20 protein-coding genes are annotated in these 19917 nt (G+C 63.1%); 2 read left to right on the top strand and 18 right to left on the bottom strand.

What is annotated here, in order from left to right; all coding sequences use genetic code 11:
• Positions 1-11 precede the first annotated feature (11 nt).
• The 3 genes from HDR50_RS12220 to HDR50_RS12210 form a co-directional block, all read right to left on the bottom strand.
• Positions 12-866 carry a Sir2 family NAD-dependent protein deacetylase gene (locus HDR50_RS12220; protein ID WP_291358560.1) on the bottom strand — a complete coding sequence of 285 codons (855 nt, stop codon included), beginning with the start codon at positions 864-866 and terminating at the stop codon, positions 12-14.
• Complete coding sequence (locus HDR50_RS12215; protein WP_291358558.1) at positions 867-1646, bottom strand: protein-ADP-ribose hydrolase; 780 nt, start codon at positions 1644-1646, stop codon at positions 867-869.
• A 62-nt stretch (positions 1647-1708) separates the two neighbouring features.
• Complete coding sequence (locus HDR50_RS12210; RefSeq protein WP_291358556.1) at positions 1709-2377, bottom strand: NAD(P)H-binding protein; 669 nt, start codon at positions 2375-2377, stop codon at positions 1709-1711.
• A 188-nt stretch (positions 2378-2565) separates the two neighbouring features.
• Between HDR50_RS12210 and HDR50_RS12205 the strand changes: the two genes are divergently transcribed.
• Positions 2566-2922, top strand: a complete 357-nt coding sequence (locus HDR50_RS12205) for a helix-turn-helix domain-containing protein (protein ID WP_291358554.1) — start codon at positions 2566-2568, stop codon at positions 2920-2922.
• A 118-nt stretch (positions 2923-3040) separates the two neighbouring features.
• Here HDR50_RS12205 and clpB read toward each other — a convergent pair whose 3' ends face one another.
• The 6 genes from clpB to HDR50_RS12175 all read right to left on the bottom strand — a co-directional run bounded on the left by clpB (position 3041) and on the right by HDR50_RS12175 (position 8078).
• The gene (gene clpB, locus HDR50_RS12200) at positions 3041-5656 is read right to left on the bottom strand and encodes an ATP-dependent chaperone ClpB (protein ID WP_291358552.1); all 2616 of its coding nucleotides are present in this window, start codon (positions 5654-5656) and stop codon (positions 3041-3043) included.
• Between the two features lie 94 nt (positions 5657-5750).
• On the bottom strand, positions 5751-6065 hold the full coding sequence (locus HDR50_RS12195; protein ID WP_291358551.1) for a chaperone modulator CbpM: 315 nt from the start codon (positions 6063-6065) through the stop codon (positions 5751-5753).
• A gap of 57 nt (positions 6066-6122) precedes the next feature.
• Positions 6123-7070: a J domain-containing protein gene (locus tag HDR50_RS12190; RefSeq protein ID WP_291358549.1), complete on the bottom strand. Its 948-nt coding sequence runs from the start codon at positions 7068-7070 to the stop codon at positions 6123-6125.
• Positions 7071-7363: 293 nt separating this feature from the next.
• Positions 7364-7519 (bottom strand): hypothetical protein, encoded by a 156-nt coding sequence (locus HDR50_RS12185; RefSeq protein ID WP_291358547.1) that lies wholly within the window; start codon positions 7517-7519, stop codon positions 7364-7366.
• Positions 7520-7557: 38 nt separating this feature from the next.
• Positions 7558-7755: a hypothetical protein gene (locus HDR50_RS12180; RefSeq protein ID WP_291358545.1), complete on the bottom strand. Its 198-nt coding sequence runs from the start codon at positions 7753-7755 to the stop codon at positions 7558-7560.
• A 14-nt stretch (positions 7756-7769) separates the two neighbouring features.
• Positions 7770-8078, bottom strand: coding sequence for a hypothetical protein (locus HDR50_RS12175; RefSeq protein ID WP_291358543.1), 309 nt, complete (start codon positions 8076-8078; stop codon positions 7770-7772).
• Between the two features lie 300 nt (positions 8079-8378).
• Here HDR50_RS12175 and HDR50_RS12170 point away from each other — a divergent pair, with 300 nt between their 5' ends.
• Positions 8379-8687: a helix-turn-helix transcriptional regulator gene (locus HDR50_RS12170; RefSeq protein ID WP_291358541.1), complete on the top strand. Its 309-nt coding sequence runs from the start codon at positions 8379-8381 to the stop codon at positions 8685-8687.
• 419 nt (positions 8688-9106) lie between these two features.
• On the opposite strand, the gene HDR50_RS12165 is transcribed toward HDR50_RS12170, so the two are convergent.
• The 9 genes from HDR50_RS12165 to ligA form a co-directional block, all read right to left on the bottom strand.
• The gene (locus tag HDR50_RS12165) at positions 9107-10018 is read right to left on the bottom strand and encodes an EamA family transporter (protein ID WP_291358540.1); all 912 of its coding nucleotides are present in this window, start codon (positions 10016-10018) and stop codon (positions 9107-9109) included.
• Positions 10019-10162: 144 nt separating this feature from the next.
• Positions 10163-10480, bottom strand: a complete 318-nt coding sequence (locus HDR50_RS12160) for a helix-turn-helix transcriptional regulator (protein WP_291358537.1) — start codon at positions 10478-10480, stop codon at positions 10163-10165.
• Positions 10481-10592: 112 nt separating this feature from the next.
• Positions 10593-12818, bottom strand: a complete 2226-nt coding sequence (locus HDR50_RS12155) for a DEAD/DEAH box helicase (RefSeq protein ID WP_291358535.1) — start codon at positions 12816-12818, stop codon at positions 10593-10595.
• Positions 12819-12829: 11 nt separating this feature from the next.
• Positions 12830-14143, bottom strand: coding sequence for an ATP-binding protein (locus HDR50_RS12150; RefSeq protein WP_291358534.1), 1314 nt, complete (start codon positions 14141-14143; stop codon positions 12830-12832).
• A complete protein-coding gene (locus HDR50_RS12145) occupies positions 14140-15585 on the bottom strand; it encodes a TerB N-terminal domain-containing protein (protein WP_291358532.1) in 1446 nt (481 codons plus the stop codon). The genes HDR50_RS12150 and HDR50_RS12145 overlap by 4 nt, the downstream gene beginning before the upstream one ends.
• Before the next feature lie 30 nt (positions 15586-15615).
• Positions 15616-16170 (bottom strand): NADPH-dependent FMN reductase, encoded by a 555-nt coding sequence (locus tag HDR50_RS12140; RefSeq protein ID WP_291358530.1) that lies wholly within the window; start codon positions 16168-16170, stop codon positions 15616-15618.
• Between the two features lie 18 nt (positions 16171-16188).
• Complete coding sequence (locus HDR50_RS12135) at positions 16189-16950, bottom strand: uracil-DNA glycosylase family protein (protein ID WP_291358529.1); 762 nt, start codon at positions 16948-16950, stop codon at positions 16189-16191.
• Entirely contained in the window at positions 16922-17731 is an 810-nt protein-coding gene (gene dapB, locus HDR50_RS12130; RefSeq protein WP_291358528.1) for a 4-hydroxy-tetrahydrodipicolinate reductase, read from the bottom strand. Before dapB ends, HDR50_RS12135 begins: the two co-directional genes overlap by 29 nt.
• A gap of 39 nt (positions 17732-17770) precedes the next feature.
• Positions 17771-19915: an NAD-dependent DNA ligase LigA gene (gene ligA / locus HDR50_RS12125; RefSeq protein WP_291358527.1), complete on the bottom strand. Its 2145-nt coding sequence runs from the start codon at positions 19913-19915 to the stop codon at positions 17771-17773.
• Positions 19916-19917 lie beyond the last annotated feature (2 nt).

Below are 19917 nucleotides of genomic sequence, written 5' to 3'. Positions count from 1 at the left end.
GCGACACCGGCTCAGGTGGCGGCGTTTTCCTGCTTTGCCGCCAGCAGAGCATCCACAACTTCGGGTATCGGCGCCTCGATGTTGACGGTGCGGGCCTGGATGGGCAATCGCGGGGGTGCCGGTTCCGTGTTCATGCGCACCAGCAGGGCTTGCGGGTCGGCCATGGTCAGTTCTTCAAAAGGGAAGCGGATGATGGTCGGCGTATTGAAGCCCACGCCCATTTCCAGAAGGACGATCTCCCCCCTGCCATAGGTGTGCAAAAACGCTGCATAGCGCTGCGCCGCCCGGTGCCAGGCCTCGTCTTCGATAAAATATCTGTCCACCCGCAGGTGCATCTCCATTTTACCGCCGCAGACCGGGCAGTGCGGCACGTATTCCGACGGGATGGTCAGGTCATGCGCGGCCGCCAGGATTTTTTGCGCCGCTTCGATGTTGGAGTAGACCTTTTGATGGCAGGCCCGGGCGCACTGCATCTCCCGATAATCGCCCTGCACCACGAAGAGGCAATCCCTGGCAAAGCCGGCCTTCTCGAACTGGGCGTCCACGTTGGTGGTGATGACGAAATACTCCTTGTCGTCCACTAGCCGGAGCAGCCGGCGATAGAGCGGCATGGCGGGGCGAGCGAGCACCGTATATTCGATATGCCGCGCCCAGTAGGCCCAGCGTTCTTCTTCCGTAGGGAAGGGGTAAAAGCCCGAAGAATACAGGTCGCTGAAGCCGTAGCGAGCGATATAGTCCGCAAAGGCGCGCCGGAACCCCTCCCCTGAATAGTCGATGCCCGCGGCCGCGGAGAGGCCGGCGCCCCCGCCGATGAGCACGGCCGGCGCCTTGGCGAGCGCGGCTGAGACCCTTCGCAGCGCGTCCATTCAATACCCCAGCAATTTTCTGTACAGCTGCTCGTCCTCGTCGGTGAAGACATCAAAAATCACGGTGGCGAACGGCGCCAGGCTCAGGGACTCGCACACCGTTTCCACGGCGATGCGGGCAGCAAGCGCGTTCGGGAAATGGAAAACGCCCGTCGAGATACAGCAGAAAGCCAGCGACTCAAGTCCATAATGCCGGGCAAGGTCGAGGCACGCCGTATAACAGGCGGCGAGCTCGCGGCATTGTCGCGGCGTGGGCGCGTCCCCTTCCACAATGGGGCCGACCGTGTGGATGACCCATCGGGCCGGCAGGTTGTAGGCCGGAGTGATCTTCGCGCTCCCCACCGGCTCCTCGTGCCCCTGCGCCTGCATGAGCTTTCTGCACTCCGCGCGCAACTGAAGGCCGGCGCGGGAGTGGATGATATTGTCGATGCAGTCGTGCAGGGGATGGAAGCAGCCAAGAAGCTGGCTGTTGGCCGCATTGACGATGGCGTCGGCCGCAAGGCGGGTGATGTCGCCCCGCCACAGGCGCAGATGGGGAAACACGGGCGAGGGCGGGATCTGCGAGAGCTCCACGATGCCCCGGGAGCGTTTCTGGGAGACCAGTTCCTCATCCTGCAACGCAAAAAACTCCGCCGGCAGCCCCTCCCCCGGATGCAGGTTCATGAGGGCGCGCAGCAGCGTTTGCTTGCCGGCCACATTCGGCGGGGGCGCCACGCGGCCGTCCAAAAGGCCGATGAGCCTGTCCAGCCGCGCGGCCTGATCCTCGTGAGTCTTGGGCATGGTGCTGGGAGTTTTGCGGGGCTTCTGAAGAAGTGCCATCTCGGAAAGCCCCGGTTATGCGGCTAGTAGCCGATGGTGAAGCGCTCCTTGTGATGGGCGCCCTCTTCCAGTTCATCCACCATCGCCTTGGCGTAGTCTTCCACAGATATAAAGCTGTTGCCCTGCGCGTCAACGATGAGGTCGTCCTTGCCGAGCCGGTACCTGCCGGTACGGACGCCGGGCGTCCTGTCCGCATTGCCGAGCACGCCGGCCGGGGAGAAAAACACCCAGTCGATGCCGTCCTCCTTGGTGAGCGCCCCCAGGTAAAACTCGGCCAGCGAGCGCACGCCGGGCAGGATGGCTTCCGGCACCTTGCCGGTGTCCATCAGCCGCAGCCCGGGCGCCACAAAGAGCGAGCCGGCGCCGCCCACAATGAGGAGCCGGCGCACATGCGCGGCCTTGGCCGCCTCAAGGATCTTTTTATAGTTTTTGAGCGTGTGTTCATAAATATCGGGGTTGGTCCAGCCGGGATTATACGAGCTGATCACCAGGGGGCAGCCCTGAAGCGCGGCGGCAAGTGCCTGTTCATCGCTGACATCCACTTTTTCAACGCTCAACGCGGGATTTTTAAGGGTGATGTTTTGCGGATGGCGCACCAGCGCTTTCACATGCCAGCCGCGCTCGAGGAGTTCGTTCAAGATCGCGCGCCCCACATAGCCGCTGGCCCCGATGAGCACAACCTGCTTTTCCATATCCTGCTCCCTGGCTAAAAAGCCTTTTTCACCCGCTCTACCGCCGCCCGGAAGAAATGGCAATGAATGGCGCGCCGCTCACCAGGTAACTGCGCAGTAACCGTTTTGACACGCCCGGCAGAAATGGGCACGATAAACTCGTTGCGCGACGAAGTTGCCGCGCGCAGCCTTCGTAGAGGAACAAGCCCATGGCCGAACGGCACGGCTTGCCCAAATGCCCCGTGGGGGTGACTGTCAGCGTGATCGGGAGCAAGTGGAAGCTCCTTATCCTGCAGCAGCTTGCCGGCGGCGCCATGCGCTTCAATGAATTGCAGGCATGTCTCGGCGGCATCAGCAACAAGGTGCTGAGCACGACCCTGCGCTCCCTGGACGAGGACGGCATCATCATCCGTGATGTGCATCCCGCCAGCTCCATAAGCGTCGAATACCGGTTGAGCAAAATCGGCCTGTCTCTCCGGCCCGTGCTCGACGCCGTGGGCGCCTGGGGCGAAGAATACCGCAAATGGCGCGAAGGCCCCCGCGGGGATGCGGAAGACGGAGCCTGAAGCCCGAAGCGCCCGGGCGCCCCCCGCCAGGCCGCACACCAGTTACAGACGCAAAAGCCCCCGGCAGTGCCGGGGGCCTTCGCATTTCATGGCGTGCGGCCGTGGGGCCGCGCCTGCGTCAGTCCTTGTGCGGCTTGGCTTCAAAGGCCAGTTCGCCGTCCTTGACCTCGATATGCACTTCCTCGCCGTCGTGGATCTTGCCGCTGATGATCTCCCGCGCGAGCGGGGTCTCCACGGCCTGCTGGATGTAGCGCTTGAGCGGCCGCGCGCCGTAGACCGGGTCGTAACCGGCGTTGGCGATGTAGTCGCGCGCCTCGTCGCTCATGTGGATCTTGATCTTGCGCTCCTCCATGCGCTTGCGCAGCCGGCGCAGCTGGAACTCCACGATCTTGCCGATCTGGTCGCGCCGCAAGGGCAGGAAGACCACGGTCTCGTCCACGCGGTTGAGGAATTCAGGCCGGAAGTGGTTGCGCAGATCTTCCATGACCTTTTCCCGCGCACCTTCCTTGAGGGTGCCGTCGAGGGCGATGCCGTCAAGCAGGTGCATGGAGCCGATATTGGAGGTCATGATGACGATGCAGTTGCGGAAGTCCACCGTCCTGCCCTGGCTGTCGGTGAGGCGCCCGTCGTCCAAAAGCTGGAGCAGCGTGTTGAACACATCCGGGTGGGCCTTTTCAATCTCGTCGAACAGGATGACGGAATACGGCTTGCGGCGCACGGCCTCGGTGAGCTGGCCGCCCTCGTCATAGCCCACATACCCCGGAGGCGCCCCGATGAGGCGCGACACCGAATGCTTTTCCATGTATTCGCTCATGTCGAGGCGCACCATGTTGTCTTCGGTATCGAAGAGCGCCTCGGCGAGCGCCTTGGAGAGCTCGGTCTTGCCCACGCCCGTGGGCCCGAGGAAGATGAAGGAGCCCGTGGGCCGCGCCGGGTCCGCAAGGCCGGCCCGAGCGCGGAGCACGGCGTCAGCCACGGCGGTGACGGCCTCGTCCTGCCCGACCACGCGCTCATGAAGCTGCTCGTTGAGCCGGAGCAGCTTCTCGCGCTCGGATTCGAGGAGCCGGGTCACGGGGATGCCCGTCCACTTGGCCACGATCTCGGCCACGTCGTCGGGGCCCACTTCCTCACGCAGCAAGCGGGGGCCGTCGCCGTCCTTCTTTTCGCCGGAAACTTCGGCGAGCTTCTTCTCGAGCTCGAGCAGCTTGGAATACTTGAGCTCCGCGGCGCGGTTGAGGTCATAGGCGCGCTCGGCCTGCTCAATGGCGAGCTTGGTCTGCTCGATCTGCTCCTTGATTTCGCGCACGCTGTCGATGGAGCCCTTCTCGCTCTCCCACTGCTTGCGCATGGCCTCCTGCTCCTTGCGGAGCTCTTCAAGCTCGTTCTCGAGCTTTTCGAGGCGCTCGCGCGAGGCGCTGTCGGTCTCGCGGCGCAGGGCCTCGCGCTCGATCTCGAGCTGCATGACCTTGCGGTTCACCTCGTCGAGGTCCGCCGGGAGGGAGTCGATCTCGGTGCGGATCATGGCCGCGGCCTCGTCGATGAGGTCAATGGCCTTGTCCGGGAGCTGGCGGTCGGGGATATAGCGGTTGGAGAGCACCACGGCCTCGACGATGGCCGAGTCGCTGATGCGCACGCCGTGATGGACCTCGAAACGCTCCTTCAGGCCGCGCAGGATGGAGATGGCGTCCTCCACCGTGGGCTCTTCCACGAGCACGGGCTGGAAGCGGCGTTCGAGGGCCGGGTCTTTCTCGATATACTTGCGGTATTCGTCCACCGTGGTGGCGCCGATGCAGTGCAGCTCGCCGCGGGCCAGCATGGGCTTGAGCAGGTTGCCCGCGTCCATGGAGCCCTCGGTCTTGCCGGCGCCCACGATGGTGTGCAGCTCATCGATGAAGAGGATGATCTGCCCCTCGCTCTTCTCCACCTCGTTGAGCACGGCCTTGAGGCGTTCTTCAAATTCGCCCCGGTACTTGGCGCCGGCGATGAGCGCGCCCATGTCGAGGGCGTAGATCTTGCGGCCGCGCAGGCCCTCGGGCACGTCGCCCTTGACGATGCGGAAGGCCAGGCCCTCCACGATGGCCGTCTTGCCGACGCCGGCCTCGCCGATGAGCACCGGGTTGTTCTTGGTGCGCCGGGAGAGGATACGGATGACCCGGCGGATCTCGGAATCGCGCCCGATGACCGGGTCCATCTTGCCCTGGCGCGCCGCCTCCACGAGGTCGCGGGCGTACTTGCTCAGGGCCTCGAAGGTGTCTTCGGGGGTGGCGCTCGTCACGCGCGCTCCGCCGCGCACCTCTTCCATGGCCCTGGAGAAGGTGGCACGGGTGATCTTGTATTCCTTGAAGACCTCGCCCAGGGGCGACGTGGACTCCACGTCAGTGAGGGCCAAGAAGAGCGTATCCACGCTGACGAATTCGTCCTGCAGGCGCTGGGCGTCCTTCTCCGCCTCGCCGAGGACCTTCATCAGGCGCGGGGTGACGCTGATCTTGTTGGGGTCCATGCCGCCGCCGGAAACCGAGGGCCGCTTGCGCAGCGAGGTCTCCAGCGCCACGGCGAGTGCGCGCGGCTGGACGCCCATGTGCTCAAGATCCGCGCTGACGATGCCCTTTTCCTGCTGGACCAAGGCAAGCGCCAGGTGCTCGCAGTCGGTCTCCTGGTGGCCCATGCCCACGGCGATGGCCTGCGCCGCGCTGATGGCCTCACGGGCTTTTTCCGTAAACTTGTTGATATCCATACACAACTCCCCACCCTGTCCGCGCGGGCGCTTCCCTGCGCCGGGGCGGCAGGCATATCTGGTATAACGCCCATGCAGCCTGCGCCGCAGGGGCCTAGTCCTCCAGGCCGTGCAGGTCGCGCACCATGCGCTCGAGGCGGTCGATGCGCTCGAGCAGGTCGACGATGATGGTGCCACCCACCACGGGCAGCTCAAAATCGCCGCAAATGCGTTCCAGCTTGCGCACACGATAGATGTCCGCGTCCTCGAACATCTGGACTTCGGAAGCGCTGACGCGCGTCTCAATCCAGCCCAGGGCAAGCAGTTCCTGCAAATGCTCCGGCGTGACGCCGGTCACTTCGACAAACTCCTCCCAGGCGAGCACCTTGGACGGCATCGGCAGGGAAGAAGATTTTCTTGTCATGCTCATGGTTCCATCCTCGGGATATACGGCTCACGCGGGGCGCGGCCGTTGACGCCGAATGCCTCAGGCGCGCGCCTTGAAGGTCGAGGTTGCCGCCAGCTTCTCCCAGAGTTCCTTTTGCTCGCTGGTGAGCTCCGAGGGCACCCGGATCATCACCCTGACGAGCAGGTCGCCGCGCTTCGTGGCGGCGCCCAGGCCCTTGCCGCGCAGACGGAATTTGCGCCCGGAGCTCGTCCCGGCGGGGATGTTCAGCTCCACCTCGCCGTCAAGCGTGGGCACGGGCACCCTGGCGCCAAGGACCGCCTCCCACGGGGCCACGGCCACATCGCAATGGATGTTGTCGCCATCGACCTTGAAGCGCGGGTGCGGCTCGTAGCGGATGCGCAGGAAGAGGTCGCCGGGCGTGCCGCCGGAAGGCGAGGGGTCGCCCTGGCCGGAGAGGCGCAGCTTGGCGCCGTCGCGGATGCCGGCGGGCACATTGACTTCGAGGGTCTTGGGGCCCTTGGGCATCTGGAGGGTGACGCTGCGCTTGCCGCCGCGCATGGCCTCCTCAAGGGTGAGCGGCAGCTCCGCCTCCACGTCGCGGCCGCGCCGCGGGCGGGACGAAAAGCCGCCGAAGGGGTCGGGCCCGAAGGAGCTGCCCCCGCGGCTGGCGCGGGCGCCGCCACCGCCGAAAAGGGTTTCGAAGAAGTCAGAAAAGTCTCCCCCGCCCATGTCCTGGCCGTTGAAGTTGAAGTGCATGTTCTCGAAGCCCTGGCCGTTCTGCTGGAAATGCTGGGCATTCTGCCAGTCGGGCCCGAGCTGGTCGTAGAGCTTGCGCTTCTCGGGATCTTTGAGGACTTCGTAGGCCTCGTTGATCTCCTTGAATTTTTCTTCGGATTCCTTGTTGCCGGGGTTGAGGTCCGGGTGGTACTTGCGGGCAAGTTTTTTATAGGCCTTGGAGATCTCCTCGGCCTTGGCGTCGCGCCCCACGCCCAAAAGTTTGTAATAATCCTTATATGAGGCAGCCATGTTTCGCTTTCTCCCTTGCGGCCAAGGCCGGCTGGCAAAGGCCCCTGCGGATGCGTCCACCAGGTGCGCCGCCCGCTTCACCATGCACGGCGCACCGCTTCACTTGCAGCATTTTACTAATGATTGAAGTTCCGTCAACAGTATCCGGCACATAAAAAATTTTTCCCGGGCGCCTCCCTGCTCTTACGCCGCCCCCCCACTTTGCTTTCACACATGGGGACAGGCAGGCCCCGCCTGCCGGGCCACAGGTTCCCGGGCAGACGGGGCATCCCTCCGGCGGATGCGTGCCGCGCCTACATGCCGCCGCGCTGCGCGCTGGCCGCGCCGTCGAGCGCATACTGGTGCAGGCACTTGCGGCAAATGGGGAGGGGATTGGGACTTCCCGCAAAGAAGTCCTCGTCCAGCCTTTCCCGCTGGGGCGCCGGTTCCGGCGCTTCCTTACTCTCCACCGCACGCCACAAAGAAAGCGTGGCTGGGCTGACGTATCCTACTGGCCCGACTGGGAAGTGCTTTGGGGCCTGAGCGTCCCTTCCAGATATTGACGGAAAATTTCCCAATATCTCCGCATCATGTCACCGTCGGAAAATTTTATCTGCCAGACAGGATGGTCGATATCCGCCACCTCTACAAAGATCCCGCTTTGTTTATAGGCCTTCTGCCGCTCTTTGCGGTTGTCCATCGCCATATGGTAAGCCTCTGTCACCGAAACTCCCCCCGCGGCCTTCCACTGGTTCGCACCCTCCACGTTGGAAGTGCCCCCCTGATTTCCGAACGGGGATAGGTCTTGCACAGGCCACCTTGCAGGAGAAGGAGCTGGTCATTTTCCAGGTCGAAGGCGACCCCGGTATCATCAAGAGAGTAAACATAATTATGAAATGCTTTTGGGATGGAAGCTTTAAATTGATTGATGGCGGATTGAGAGGTCTTGGGTATCCTTGATAAATAAATCCTGAGGCACACACCGAGCACACATACGATTATTACCCCCAAAAAGACCTCGTTGCTCATTTTTCCCTCTCCTTGCTCTTGAATCAAATTTCGGCCGGCTCGTGAGCCCTTTTGAGAGGCCCAACTGAAAAGAACCCAGCATGCCAGAAAGGCCAGCACTGCTTCTTCCTCACTCGGGATAAAGCGGCTGATCTCTCTGCGAAGCGAGAGCCGCACGGATGAGGCTCCCACGACCCCGCACGGCGCCATGACATGGAGCGCACCTGAACGCCCCCTATTCTTCGCCTTGTTAATAAGGCAATATACCTATCATACAAGGCGAACATTGCCTATGGAAATAGTCCACAGCAGATTAGCGGGATGATTGAGATCCCCCAGCTTTCCGAAGCTTTTGCCCAAGTTCTGCAAGAAGCCCGTGAAGAAGCCCGCGTCTCCCAGCAGGAGCTGGCGAACCGGGTGAAGTGCGCCCGTTCCTTCATCTCCTTTCTGGAAACGCGGACCAACCTCCCCAGTCTCAACGCCTTTCTGGTGATCTGCCGGGCGCTCGGGCTGCCGGCCGCCGAGGTCCTGCGGCGGCTCGAAAACCGCCGGGCATTTCTCGAGCAGCAACGCGGGAACGGCGAAATCCCGCAAGCCGTGGATGAAGACCACAAGCCCCGCATGGGCTAGGTGGAAGAAGGGCAAAAAGCCTTGGGCGCCTCAGAACGCTTGGGATACGAGTGTTGCTCCATGGCGTCAGTCTTTTTGTGAAAACTCTTTCCTGATGCGAAAGCAGCCGCATGGACCTGCCGCAAGACAGGTCAATATACCGCGCTGCTTAACATTTCACGTAGGGTCTCCCAAAGGCTGCAAGCGCGATGACAGAGCTTTGTCAGGAGTGTGCCGGGGCTGCCGGCGGGGAAGTGGGGCTTTGGGGACGGATGGAGAGTTGCGCCGAGAAGTGCGGCCCAGAGGCACAGCGTTGTGCGGGGCCGATTCCTGCCGGCCGACATGACCTGTGGTGATACAATCCGTTTCGGGACATTTATCCGTACGCGCGAGCCACGGCTTTGTCCAAATACCGTGGCCCGCATTGCCACTGATAGGTATCAGTTCCTTTGGCGGATCTTGCCCCAATTGGTCAGGAGCATTCCGGCAATGATGACGAGCATGGCAACCACCTGCGCCCAGCGCAAGTGATCTACCCCCATCCAGATGGCCGCCAAAGCGGCCACGACAGGGGTGAGGTACTGATACAGCGCCACGAGGACGGACCCTATCGCCTTGCTCGCCGGTTGCACAAGCAGGTAGGCCAAAAAGGTGGGGCACAGAACGATGAATCCGATCTCCAGCCAGGGAACGAGCTCGTCCGCCTTCCAAATGGCCATTGCAGGCAGATCGGGCACAAGGAAAAGCCCCGGGAGCGCCGCGAACAAAAATACCCAGCGCAGGAGGGAGATGGGCTTGTACTTTTGCGTGGGCTTTTGCAGGATCACGAGATAAATGGCAAAGCATATGCCCGCACAGACAGCAAAAAAATCTCCGAGCAAAAGATCATTCGCATGGCTTGTGCCCGTATGGCCTGTCAGAATGATAAGAGCGGCCCCAATGAAGGAAATGGCAAGGCCCGCATATTCTGTCAAATCAGGTCTGCGATGCAGGAAGATAATTTCTATGAGCATGACGAAGGCGGGCTGAAGCGTCATGATTATGGCGATGTCAATGGCACTTCCATAATCAAGCGCAATAACGAACAGATAGATACAGCCAAAAAGGCCGAGTGCGCCGCCAATGACGATTTTTAAAAAATCCTGTTTTTCAATTGTATCACCCTTGATGAACAAAGAGCTCAGCCAGAAAAGAAGACAGCCCCCCATGACCCGGAAGGCGGCCACGCCGGCGGAACTCATAAAATCCGGGATCAGGGCCTTGGTGAAAGGATAGTTCACGCCCCAGAAAATGGTGGCGGTCAAGATGCAGGCATTGCCAAAGAGGATGTTTTCCAACGAATTTTTAGCCATCGTGTCACCTTTTCTGAACCGGGACGCGCCCCCTCTTTCACCGTAGGAGTGTGCGTGCCCGTCTCTTCTAAAACTTGCGCACAGGCCCTTGCCTAGGGCGAAATCCCTCAATTGTTAACAGCAACCCCTCTCCCCTTCGCGCCTTTACGCAGACAGGAACATGCGTGCGTCGGTATTGAAGGCCGCGGCAAGTTTGCGGGCGTTCTGTTTGCCGATGGGCCGTTTGCCGTTTTCCATCTCGGAGATGTGGCGCCGCGGGATGCCCGTGAGCTTCGCAAGGGCCTCCTGGGTCAGCGAATCCCGGGAGCGCAGGCCCCGGATGACAGTGCCGGGAGTCACGGCCGGGAAAACCTCCTCGGCTGGGATGCTGTCCCTCTCTTCCACCTGGCACCCGTTCTGCCGGAGAAATCCCAGGACGACCTCGCGCTTGCCCGCCGGGCAGGTGAGAGTAAAGACACGCATGCAGCCATCGGAAGGGGCCGTTTTCGCAGGCAGTTGCACAGATGCTATCCCAATGTTGGTTAGGGCGGCTTTCTGGCCGAAACCGATGCCGCCGGTCGTTTCAGGGAAGGGTTCAACCCCATCGGGCGACTGTGTTGCGCACTTCCTCCACATCGAGCACGCCGTGGGCGAAGCCCTTGCACACCAGTTCCGGCGGCAGGTATTCATCATATTTGTGAAACAGCGGCAATTCGTTGGGATAGATGAGCTCCAGCGGTTCGATGTCCTTGGCGAGTTCCGCCCGCAGGATTTCAAAAAAGCCTTCCTCATCGGCATCCATGTTGAACTGCATATAAAAGGGCCGGGCCGTGTCCAGATTCCTCAGGCCCAGGCTCTCGGCGCACTTGAGGCGCAGGATGCGCTCCAGCGTGATGAAGGGATAGGTGCCGATCCACGGCGTGAGGCACCACATGTTGCCCCCGAGGTTCACCAGCGGGTTCACGTCCATGCCCCCGTTGCGGGCCGCGATGCGCGCGGTTTCGAGCCGTTTCACCGCGTTTTTCATCAAATAGGGATAGCTCCTGTCCTCCTGGAGCACCCCGCGCATGCGCTGCACGATGCGGGTGTGGAGGTCGCCGGCGCAGAGGCCGAAATACGCGGGGATCTTGCCCTTCACCTGCTCGCAATACACGAGGTGCCGCTTGTGGTCCACGTCGAGCACTGTCCACACATGGCCGGCGATGGCGATCTTTTCGCCGATGGGCGGCGGCGAGACGATGGTGCCCAGCTCCTGCGTTTCGCAGCGCACGGTGTATTCCTCATTTTCCTTGAATACCCCGTAAAACTTGTAGGAATTGATGATCTTCTCGCCGTTGAGGCCGATGATGAGGCCGCCCTGCTCGGTTTTTTGCAGGTGCTCATGTTTCAGCAGGTGCTTGAGCAGCACTTTGTAGTCGTCCTGGCTCACGCGGTGAAAATAACTCAGCGAAAGCACCTTTTCCGCCAGGTTCCTGGGCGCCATTTCGCCGGTGGAGGCCAGCGTCGCCATGGTCTGGTGATAAAGCAGGCTGTAGGGGAGCCTGTCGAGCCTGGGCGGCTCCACCCAGCGCTCTTCCATGTAGAGCTGGACGATGGCAATGCCCTGCAGCAATTTCCAGGGGATGGTCGCGGGCAACAGGGCGCGGGCGTCCGGCTCGTCCTCGCGCATGACGAACCACATTTCCGGCGGCAGCTCGCGCCGCCCGGTGCGCCCCATGCGCTGCAGGAAGGAGGAGACCGTCCACGGGGCGTCGATCTGGAAGGCCCGTTCCAGGCGCCCGATGTCGATACCGAGCTCCAGCGTGGACGTGGTGACAGTGGTCATGCACTGGGCGTCGTCCTTCATCACCTCTTCGGCGGTCTCCCGGTAGGATGACGAAAGATTGCCGTGATGGATGAGGAAACGGTCCGGCTCGTTCCGAAGCTCGCAATACTGGCGCAGGGTGGAGGTGACGGCCTCGCATTCCTCCCGCGAGTTGGAGAACACGAGGCACTTTTTCCCGGCGGTATGCTCGAAAATATAGCCCAGGCCCGGGTCCGCATTGGCCGGGGCCGTGTCCGTCTTTTCCTCCAGCACGGGCAGGGCGTCGATGTCGGCGGCTTCGCTCTCGGAATCCTCCTCCTTCATGTAAAAATGTTCCATGCTCAGGCGCCACTTCACGCCCTTGGCGTCGATTTTCGGGATGATGGTGCGCCGCCCGGTGCCGGACGACAAAAGCTCGCCTGTTCGCGCCGGTTCGCCGATGGTGGCGGAAAGGCCGATGCGCCGCGGGTTGACGCCGGCAAGGCGTCCCAGCCTTTCGATAAGACAGAGAGTTTGGCCCCCGCGGTCGCCCCGCAGCAGGGAATGGATCTCGTCGATGACCACGAAGCGCAGGTCGCCAAAAAGTTTCGGGATGGCGGCATGCTTATGCAGGAGGAGCGCTTCAAGGGATTCCGGCGTGATCTGGAGGATGCCCGAGGGGCGCTTCATCAGCCGGCTTTTGTGCGTCTGGGCCACATCACCGTGCCAGTGCCACACCGGGATGCCGGCCTGGTCGCACAAGTCGGTCAGGCGCATGAACTGGTCGTTTATCAGCGCCTTGAGCGGGCCGATATAGAGGCAGCCCACGGAAGTGGGCGGATTTTCGGCAAACAGCGTGATGATGGGGAAAAACGCGGCTTCCGTCTTGCCGGAGGCCGTGGAGGCCGAAAGCAGCACATTGTCGTCAGTATTGAAAATGGCATTGGCCGAGGCCACCTGGATGGCGCGCAGGTTCTCCCAGCGGTTCCTGTAGATGTAGTCCTGCACGAACGGCGCATAGCGCTCAAAAATCCCCATCGCGCGGCCTCCTACACCTCAAATTCGGCAAACTGCTCTGCCGTCGGGGCTTCTTCCACGGCGTTTTTGGCAAAGGTGAAGGCGTCGCTGCCCAAAAGTTCCCGCACGTCGGTCTTGGGGTTCTGGTAGAGGATGTCCAGCACCTCTATAAAGTCGCGAATGATCTCGCGCGGCGTGATGTGCTCGTCGGCGCCGATGCGGCTGTATTCGATCTCGATAAACGTCACGAGGTCTTCCTGGCTGATGCTCCGCGTGTAGCTGTAGAGTTCGGCATGGATGTCGGCGAGCTTTTCCACAAGGACGAGCATTTCTTCCTGCGTCAGCGCCTGCAGGCGGATGACCGGGGAGAGCAGATCCTTGTGGCTGCCCCCAAAGCGCCCCTCGGCGAGCCGGGAACGCAGGGCCTCGTAACTGTAGACGCCCCGGCGGGGGTCTTCCAGCGCCTGCGGCGTGGTGCACAGAATAATTCCCATATGGGACGCGCGGCCCTGCATGGTGTCATTGTACATGGTCAGGACCTTTTCATAGTTGTATTGGCGCGTGATGGCATTGGGCACCTTGAAGATATTGACGAGCTCGTCGATGAGCACCAGCATGCCCGCATATCCGGCCTGCCTGAGGAAGGAGGCAAAAAGCTTCAGATAATCGTACCAGTCATCATCGGTGATGATGATGTTCACGCCAAGGTCCTGTCGCGCCTCGGTCTTGGTGGCGTATTCGCCGCGAAACCACTTCAGCACCCGGGCCTTGGTCACCTCGTCACCACTGATATGGGCCTGATAATAGAGGGTGAGGAGCCGCGCGAAGTCAAAACCGTGCACCATTTCATTGAGCGAGGCCATGATGGACGCGATCTTCTTTTCCACCAGCGGCCCGACGGCGGGGTCGGTGACGCTGAGGCCGGCCTCCATGGCCGCTTCCTGCTGGACATTATTTATCCAGCGGTCGAGCACCAGCGAGAGCGCGCCGCCCTCGGGCCGCGTCCTGGTGGACATGTTGGCAATGAGCTCCTTGTAGGTGGCGAGCCCCTGCCCGCGCGTGCCCTGAAGGCGCCGCTCCGGCGAGAGGTCGGCGTCCAGCACCACGAAATTTTTGGCGAGCACATGGTTGCGGATGGTCTGGAGCAAAAAGCTCTTGCCGCTACCGTATTTGCCGCAAATGAAGCGGAAGGCGGCGCCGCCCTCGGCGATGATGTCCACATCGCGCAAGAGGGCCTCGATCTCCTCCTTGCGGCCCACCGTCACATAGGGCAGGCCCACGCGGGGCACCACGCCGCCTTTCAGCGAATTGACAAGGGTCTGGGCGATACGCCGGGGTATGGTCATAAGGAAAGCATCTCCTTCAGGTCGTCAACATAGTCGGCCACGGGGCGGCCATCCGCGTCCAGCAGCGTGTCGCCAAAAAGGTCATAGAGCTTTTCATTGATGGCGTCGGCGAGCACCGAGGGCATCAGGCCCTCCTCCCTGAGCCAGCCGGTGTCGCCCCCCTGAAGCTGGCAGGCGAGGAAGCGCGCCTCGGGCCCGCTGAGCTGGGCAAGGCCCGCGGCTGGGGACGCCGTGGCCGCGGCTTCCGGCGGGGGAGCCATGGCGGGCGCGTCCGGCTCAAGGTCATCCTCCGTGACCAGTTTTTCGCGGATGATGTCCGCGTCGGAGCGGATCTTGTTCAACAGGCTGAAATCTATGCGGATGCGGTTCTTTTCCGCCTCCGCCTTTTTCGCAAGCAGGGCGCGCGTGGTCTCGGTGATGAGCTTCAGTATCCAGCGGAGGGAAATATCGCCCCTGATAGGGTGCCCGAAGGCGTATTCCTCGCGCATCACATGGTCGATGGTCTTGAGCAGGGCCTCCAGCTTGCGGCCGGAACGGGACGTAACAGGGCGCCATTTCGAGGTCCAGATGCCGTTCTCGCAACTGTAGACGCACATGCCGTCAACGGTATATTGGTAATTTTTCCGCCCGAGGGGATTGCAAAAGATGGCCTGGCTGAAGATGTGCATATGCCCGGGCAGCCGCGCGCCGAAGAGCTGGTCCACAAGGCCGCGCTTGCAGCCTGCCGCATAATGCGCGGCCATGCCTTTCAAAACCGTATATATCACCTCGTCCATGTCTTCAAAATGCGCGGCATAAAAGCGGGAGCGGCCGATCCATTTGGGCGCGATCTGCTTTACCGCGTCGAGCACTCTCTCGCGCGGCTCCCGCTCCATGTTCTCCAGGACATGGATGCACTGGTTATACCCTTTTTCGGAGGAATCCGCGAGCAGCGCGGGGTCAAGATCATAGTAAACGACAAAATCCGGGATCCACCTGTCAAGATACGCGCTGACGGCCCAACCGAAGGTGGAATAGCTGCGCTTTACGAAGAGAAGCTGCTCATAGGCTTCTTCCGCGCTTTCAACGCCAATGCAGTTGATGAGTTCATAAATGTAGAGAAAAATGAAGGTCAGGGGCGCGTATTCCACCTGCCGCGCGCGCACCTTGGCGCGCCAGGTGAAATAGCCGCGCAGCTCTTCATCCGTGAGCGACTGGTAGGTGGGATAGTAGCGGACAGGGTCGCCCGTATAGGGGTAGTCGTCCGCATAGTCGGCGAGCAGGCGCCCCTGCCTGAGGAAGATCTCCTGCCGCGATGCCGGGAAGTCCCCTTCCGCGAGCGCCCGCGCGCGGGCGAGCAGCGGCGGCAGCTCCGCGGCCTCCGGCCGGCGCTGCGGGAGGATGGCCTCGTCTTCATACTCGGTGTCATCGAGGATGACAGAGGGATAACGGGCTTCTTCCATGGGCTCTTCCCCTGGGCGGAGCTCTGGGGTCTAGGGCCGCCCTTTCTTCAGCACCCGGGCCCAGTCCACCAGCGCCTGCAGGAGGTCGGCCAGCTTTTTCGTGAGTTCCGCGTCCACGAGGTCCCCTGCGGCGTCAAAGGCCGGCGAGAACGCATTGGAGAAGAATTCCGGCTTGTTGATGAGGTGCAGGTCAAGATAGACGCAGACCTGGCGCAGGTGCGCCTGGCTGCGGCAGGTGCCCATGCCGCCGCCGGCCCCCACGATGGCGGCGGGCTTGCCTGCGAAGGGCTTGAGGCCTGGCTCGCGCGAGAGCCAGTCCAGCGCGTTCTTGAGGGCCGGCGCGAGCGAATAGTTGTACTCGGGCGAGGCGAAGAGAAAGCCGTCGGCCTTTTCGGCCTCGTCCACAAGGCGCTGCACGCTCCCGGGCTTGGCGATGTCCTCATTGTAGAAAGGCAGGTCGTGGATATCCGCGATCTCGAGCCGGCTGCCCGCGGGCATCAGCTCCTGCGCCTTGCGCAAAAGCCCCATGTTGCGCGAGGCGCGCCTGAGGCTGCCGCAAATGCCAAGAAAGACCAGTTCATCCATTGCTTGCTCCTCCCTTCTTCAGGGCGCCGGGGCCGCTCCGGCGGCTTCGCCCAGCAGGGTGACGTATTTGCGCACATAGGCGCCGAGTTCCTTGCTTTTATACTGCATGACGTAGCGAGGATGCTCCAGCGGCACCACGCGCCCGAAGAAGCCGTGCTCCGCATTCAGGCGCTCGATGAAGGCCGCGTTCTTGCCCGTGCCGAGGCAATAGCACACATCCCGGCGGATGCCGAAGGCAAGCTGGCGCCGCAGGCACTCCACCATGAAGGGCGTGGCGGCCTCTTCCAGGCGCCGGTCATCATAATAGTTGTAATTCTTCTTCCGGCCCCTGGCGTCCACGCTCACGAAGCCCAGGGGGCAGATGGAGTTGATATACCAGTCGCGGTAAAAGGCCGCAGGGCCGCCCATGGCGTCGATGACCTCATAGACGAACACGCTTGACGGCTCGTGCGCCGGCGCGCAGGCGGCGATATGGATGCCGCAGGCGGTGGCAAGCCGCTTGGGGTCCGTGAAGGGCACGCCCGTGAGGCCTGCGCCAAAGCGGCCGGGATTGATGCCGAGGATGATGTGCCGCTCCCGGTGGTCCGCATAATACTTGCGGTAAAAGGCCGCCGAGGCCGCAAGCGCGCAAGGGCTGCCCTGAAACGGGTTCATCACCTCGATGCCCGGCGGCAGAGGCGCGTCGAAAGAGAGCCCGGCATTGAAGGCCAGCACCTGCTCCACGAAGGTGGGGCCGGCCCCGGCGCGCGGCTTAGCGCTGCCCATCGCCCGGGAGGTCAAAGGTATCTTCCATGGAGTAGAGCTTTCCCGGCTTGCGGCCCGAGAGCCAGCGGGCCGCGCGCAGGGCGCCGCCGGCGAAATTCTCGCGCGAGTGGGCCTGATGCGTCACCTCGATGCGCTCGCCGGGCCCGAGAAAATACACGGTGTGCACGCCCACCACGTCCCCGCCGCGGAGAGCCTGGATGCCGATCTCCTTCTGGGGGCGCGCGCCGATGATGCCGTCACGGGCCGAGCAGCGCACCTCGGGGAGCTCCCAGCCGCGGGCTTCGGCGAGCTTTTCGCCGAGTGCCAGCGCCGTGCCGCTGGGGGCGTCCTTCTTGCGGCCATGGTGGATCTCCACCATTTCCATGTCATAGGCCGGCCCGAGGGCGCGCGCGAGCTCGGGCAAGAGCCGCATGAGCACATTGATGCCCACGCTCATGTTGGCTGACCAGAAGAGCGGTGTTTTTTGGGCGAGCTCGCGCAAGCGCGCCTTTTGCGCCTCGCTGAAGCCGGTGGTGCCGATGACGAGGGGCACGCCGAGAGACGCGGCCATGGCCGCCGTCGCCATGCTCGCGTCCGGCGCGGTGAAGTCGATGGCAACGGCCCCGGCAGCCTGCGCACCAAGGGCCTCGAGGCTGCCGCCTACCGGGATGGAACCCTCCTGCAAGGCGGCGAGGCCTGCTTCCCTGTCAACAAGGCCCGCGATGGCGAAATCCCCTTCTTCCTCCGCAAGGCGGCGGATGGTCCTGCCCATGCGGCCGGCGGCGCCGACAATGACAATGCGGGTCTTTTCTTCCATATCTCTGTGGACTCCGTAAAAAATTTTCACTCTTTCATGTTATTCTTCAAGTTCTTCGGCGGGGATCTCCACCCCGGATTCAGCCAACAGCCGCCGGAAGCCCTCGCCGTCGAGCACGGTGATGCCGAGGGACTCGGCCTTGGCAAGCTTGCTGCCCGGCTTTTCGCCGGCCACAAGGTAGTCGAGCTTCTTGCTCACCGAGCTTACCGGGGTGGCGCCGGCGGCTTCGGCCAGCGCCTGCGCGCGGCCGCGCGGCAGAAAGATGGTGCCGGTGAACAGGATGGTCTTGCCGGAAAGGGGCGTTTCCTTTTTCACGGCGGCCTCCGCGAGGGAAGCCCCGGCCGAAACGGGCCACAGGCCGAGCTCGCGCAGGCGCTCGATCACGATGCGGTTGGCCGGGGTCTCAAAAAAATACCTGATGGACGCCGCCACTTCGGGCCCCACATCGGGGAGTTCCAGGAGGGTGTCGGTGGATGCGGCCGCAAGTTCGTCCAGGTCGCGGAAGCGCGTTGCGAGCATGCGGGCGGTCTGCTCGCCCACATGGCGGATACCGAGGGCACAGATGAGGCGCGCAAGGCTGGCCGTTGTCCGCGCCGTGTCCAGCGCGGCGAGGAATTTTCGCGCCAGGGTCTCGCCCATACGGTCAAACCCCAGGAGGTCGGCCTCGGTCAGAGTGAAGAGATCCGCCGGGGATTGCACGCGGCCGGCCTGTACCAGTTGCTCCACCCATTTTTCGCCCACGCCCTGGATGTCGAGCCCGGCCTTGGAGACAAAGTGCATGATGGCGCGCAGCCGCCGCGCCGGGCAGGCGAGATTGTCGCAACGCCACGCCGCCTCATCGGGCTCGCGGTGCACGGGCTGGCCACACGCGGGGCACTCATGGGGAAAATGGAAAGGCTCCGTGCCGGGCGGCCGCTTGGCGAGCACGGGCCCCACCACTTCGGGGATGACATCGCCGGCCCGCTGCACGATGACCGTATCGCCCACGCGCACGTCACGGGCGTGTATCTCGTCCTCATTGTGCAGTGTCGCGCGGGAGACCATCACGCCGCCCACGGCCACGGGCTCCAGAATGGCCACCGGGGTGAGCGCGCCCGTCCTGCCCACCTGGATCTCGATGGCGAGCAACCTGGTCTCTGCCTGGATGGCCGGGAACTTGAAGGCCACGGCAAAGCGCGGAGCCCGCGCCGTGAAGCCGAGCACGCGCTGGGCCTCCAGCAAATCGAGCTTGGCCACGGCGCCGTCGATCTCCATGGGGAAATCCGTGCGGTGGGCGCGCACCCATTCCGCATAGTCCACCACCTGATCGAGGCCCGCGCAGAGGCGCCCGTCGGGGGGCGTGAGAAAGCCCCAGGCCGTGAGACGGGCCATGAGCTCGCTCTGCGTCAGGCACGGGGCGCTGGCGCCCCACTCCGCCGCGCCGAGGCTGTAGGCGAGGAAGCGCAGGGGCCGGGACTCGGTGACGGAGAGGTCGAGCTGGCGCAGGCTGCCCGCCGCGGCATTGCGCGGATTGGCGAAGGTCTTGAGGCCGAGCGCTTCCTGCCTTTTATTGAGCCGGTCAAAATCCTCGCGGAACATGACGGCCTCGCCGCGCACTTCCAGCAGCGCCGGCGGCGCGCCCTCCCCCGCGAGCGCCTGCGGCACGCTCGCCATGGTGCGGACAGCCTCGGTGACCACCTCGCCCGTCTCCCCGTCGCCCCGGGTCAGGGCGCGCACGAGGCGCCCGTTTTCATAGACGAGCTCCACGGCGAGGCCGTCGAGCTTGGGGTCGCACCAGAAGTCCAGCGGCAGCGGGCCGTTGAGTGCTTCGTCCCAGGCGCGGCGCATGCGCTCGGCGAAGTCGCGCCAACCCTCGGCGGAAAACACATTGTCGAGCCCGTACATGCGCTGGCGGTGACGCTCCTTGGCGAGGCCGTCCAGCAATTTGCCGCCCACCTTCGTCGTGGGCGAATCTGCGCCGGAAATCCCGGGCCAGCGGCGCTCCAGCTCCGCCAGCTCGTTATAGAGCGCGTCATACGCGTCATCGCTGATTTCGGGCGCGTCCAGCGTATGATACAGATGATTGTGCCGCGCGAGCTCGGAGGCGAGAAAGCGCGCGCGCCTGAGCACGGGTTCCGGTGGCTGTGCGTCCGCTTTTTCGGGCTGCCGGGGTTCGTTCGCAGGGGGCCGGGTGTCTGCCGTCATGG

It is taken from the genome of Desulfovibrio sp. (assembly GCF_014803725.1).
In the GTDB taxonomy this organism is placed as follows: Bacteria; Desulfobacterota; Desulfovibrionia; order Desulfovibrionales; family Desulfovibrionaceae; genus Desulfovibrio.
Note: the sequence above shows the minus strand (reverse complement) of the source record. Positions and strands in the feature narration are given on the sequence as shown.

Coding starts and splice junctions, on each gene's coding strand:
- HDR50_RS12195 (WP_291358551.1), bottom strand. CDS start 6,065: ATGAGCATGACAAGAAAATCTTCTTCCCTGCCGATGCCGTCCAAGGTG.
- HDR50_RS12150 (WP_291358534.1), bottom strand. CDS start 14,143: ATGACCATACCCCGGCGTATCGCCCAGACCCTTGTCAATTCGCTGAAA.
- HDR50_RS12145 (WP_291358532.1), bottom strand. CDS start 15,585: ATGGAAGAAGCCCGTTATCCCTCTGTCATCCTCGATGACACCGAGTAT.
- HDR50_RS12160 (WP_291358537.1), bottom strand. CDS start 10,480: ATGCGTGTCTTTACTCTCACCTGCCCGGCGGGCAAGCGCGAGGTCGTC.
- clpB (WP_291358552.1), bottom strand. CDS start 5,656: ATGGATATCAACAAGTTTACGGAAAAAGCCCGTGAGGCCATCAGCGCG.
- HDR50_RS12140 (WP_291358530.1), bottom strand. CDS start 16,170: ATGGATGAACTGGTCTTTCTTGGCATTTGCGGCAGCCTCAGGCGCGCC.
- HDR50_RS12180 (WP_291358545.1), bottom strand. CDS start 7,755: ATGGCGATGGACAACCGCAAAGAGCGGCAGAAGGCCTATAAACAAAGC.
- dapB (WP_291358528.1), bottom strand. CDS start 17,731: ATGGAAGAAAAGACCCGCATTGTCATTGTCGGCGCCGCCGGCCGCATG.
- HDR50_RS12210 (WP_291358556.1), bottom strand. CDS start 2,377: ATGGAAAAGCAGGTTGTGCTCATCGGGGCCAGCGGCTATGTGGGGCGC.
- HDR50_RS12165 (WP_291358540.1), bottom strand. CDS start 10,018: ATGGCTAAAAATTCGTTGGAAAACATCCTCTTTGGCAATGCCTGCATC.
- HDR50_RS12175 (WP_291358543.1), bottom strand. CDS start 8,078: ATGAGCAACGAGGTCTTTTTGGGGGTAATAATCGTATGTGTGCTCGGT.
- HDR50_RS12170 (WP_291358541.1), top strand. CDS start 8,379: ATGATTGAGATCCCCCAGCTTTCCGAAGCTTTTGCCCAAGTTCTGCAA.
- HDR50_RS12205 (WP_291358554.1), top strand. CDS start 2,566: ATGGCCGAACGGCACGGCTTGCCCAAATGCCCCGTGGGGGTGACTGTC.
- HDR50_RS12155 (WP_291358535.1), bottom strand. CDS start 12,818: ATGGGGATTTTTGAGCGCTATGCGCCGTTCGTGCAGGACTACATCTAC.
- HDR50_RS12215 (WP_291358558.1), bottom strand. CDS start 1,646: ATGCCCAAGACTCACGAGGATCAGGCCGCGCGGCTGGACAGGCTCATC.
- HDR50_RS12190 (WP_291358549.1), bottom strand. CDS start 7,070: ATGGCTGCCTCATATAAGGATTATTACAAACTTTTGGGCGTGGGGCGC.
- HDR50_RS12220 (WP_291358560.1), bottom strand. CDS start 866: ATGGACGCGCTGCGAAGGGTCTCAGCCGCGCTCGCCAAGGCGCCGGCC.
- ligA (WP_291358527.1), bottom strand. CDS start 19,915: ATGACGGCAGACACCCGGCCCCCTGCGAACGAACCCCGGCAGCCCGAA.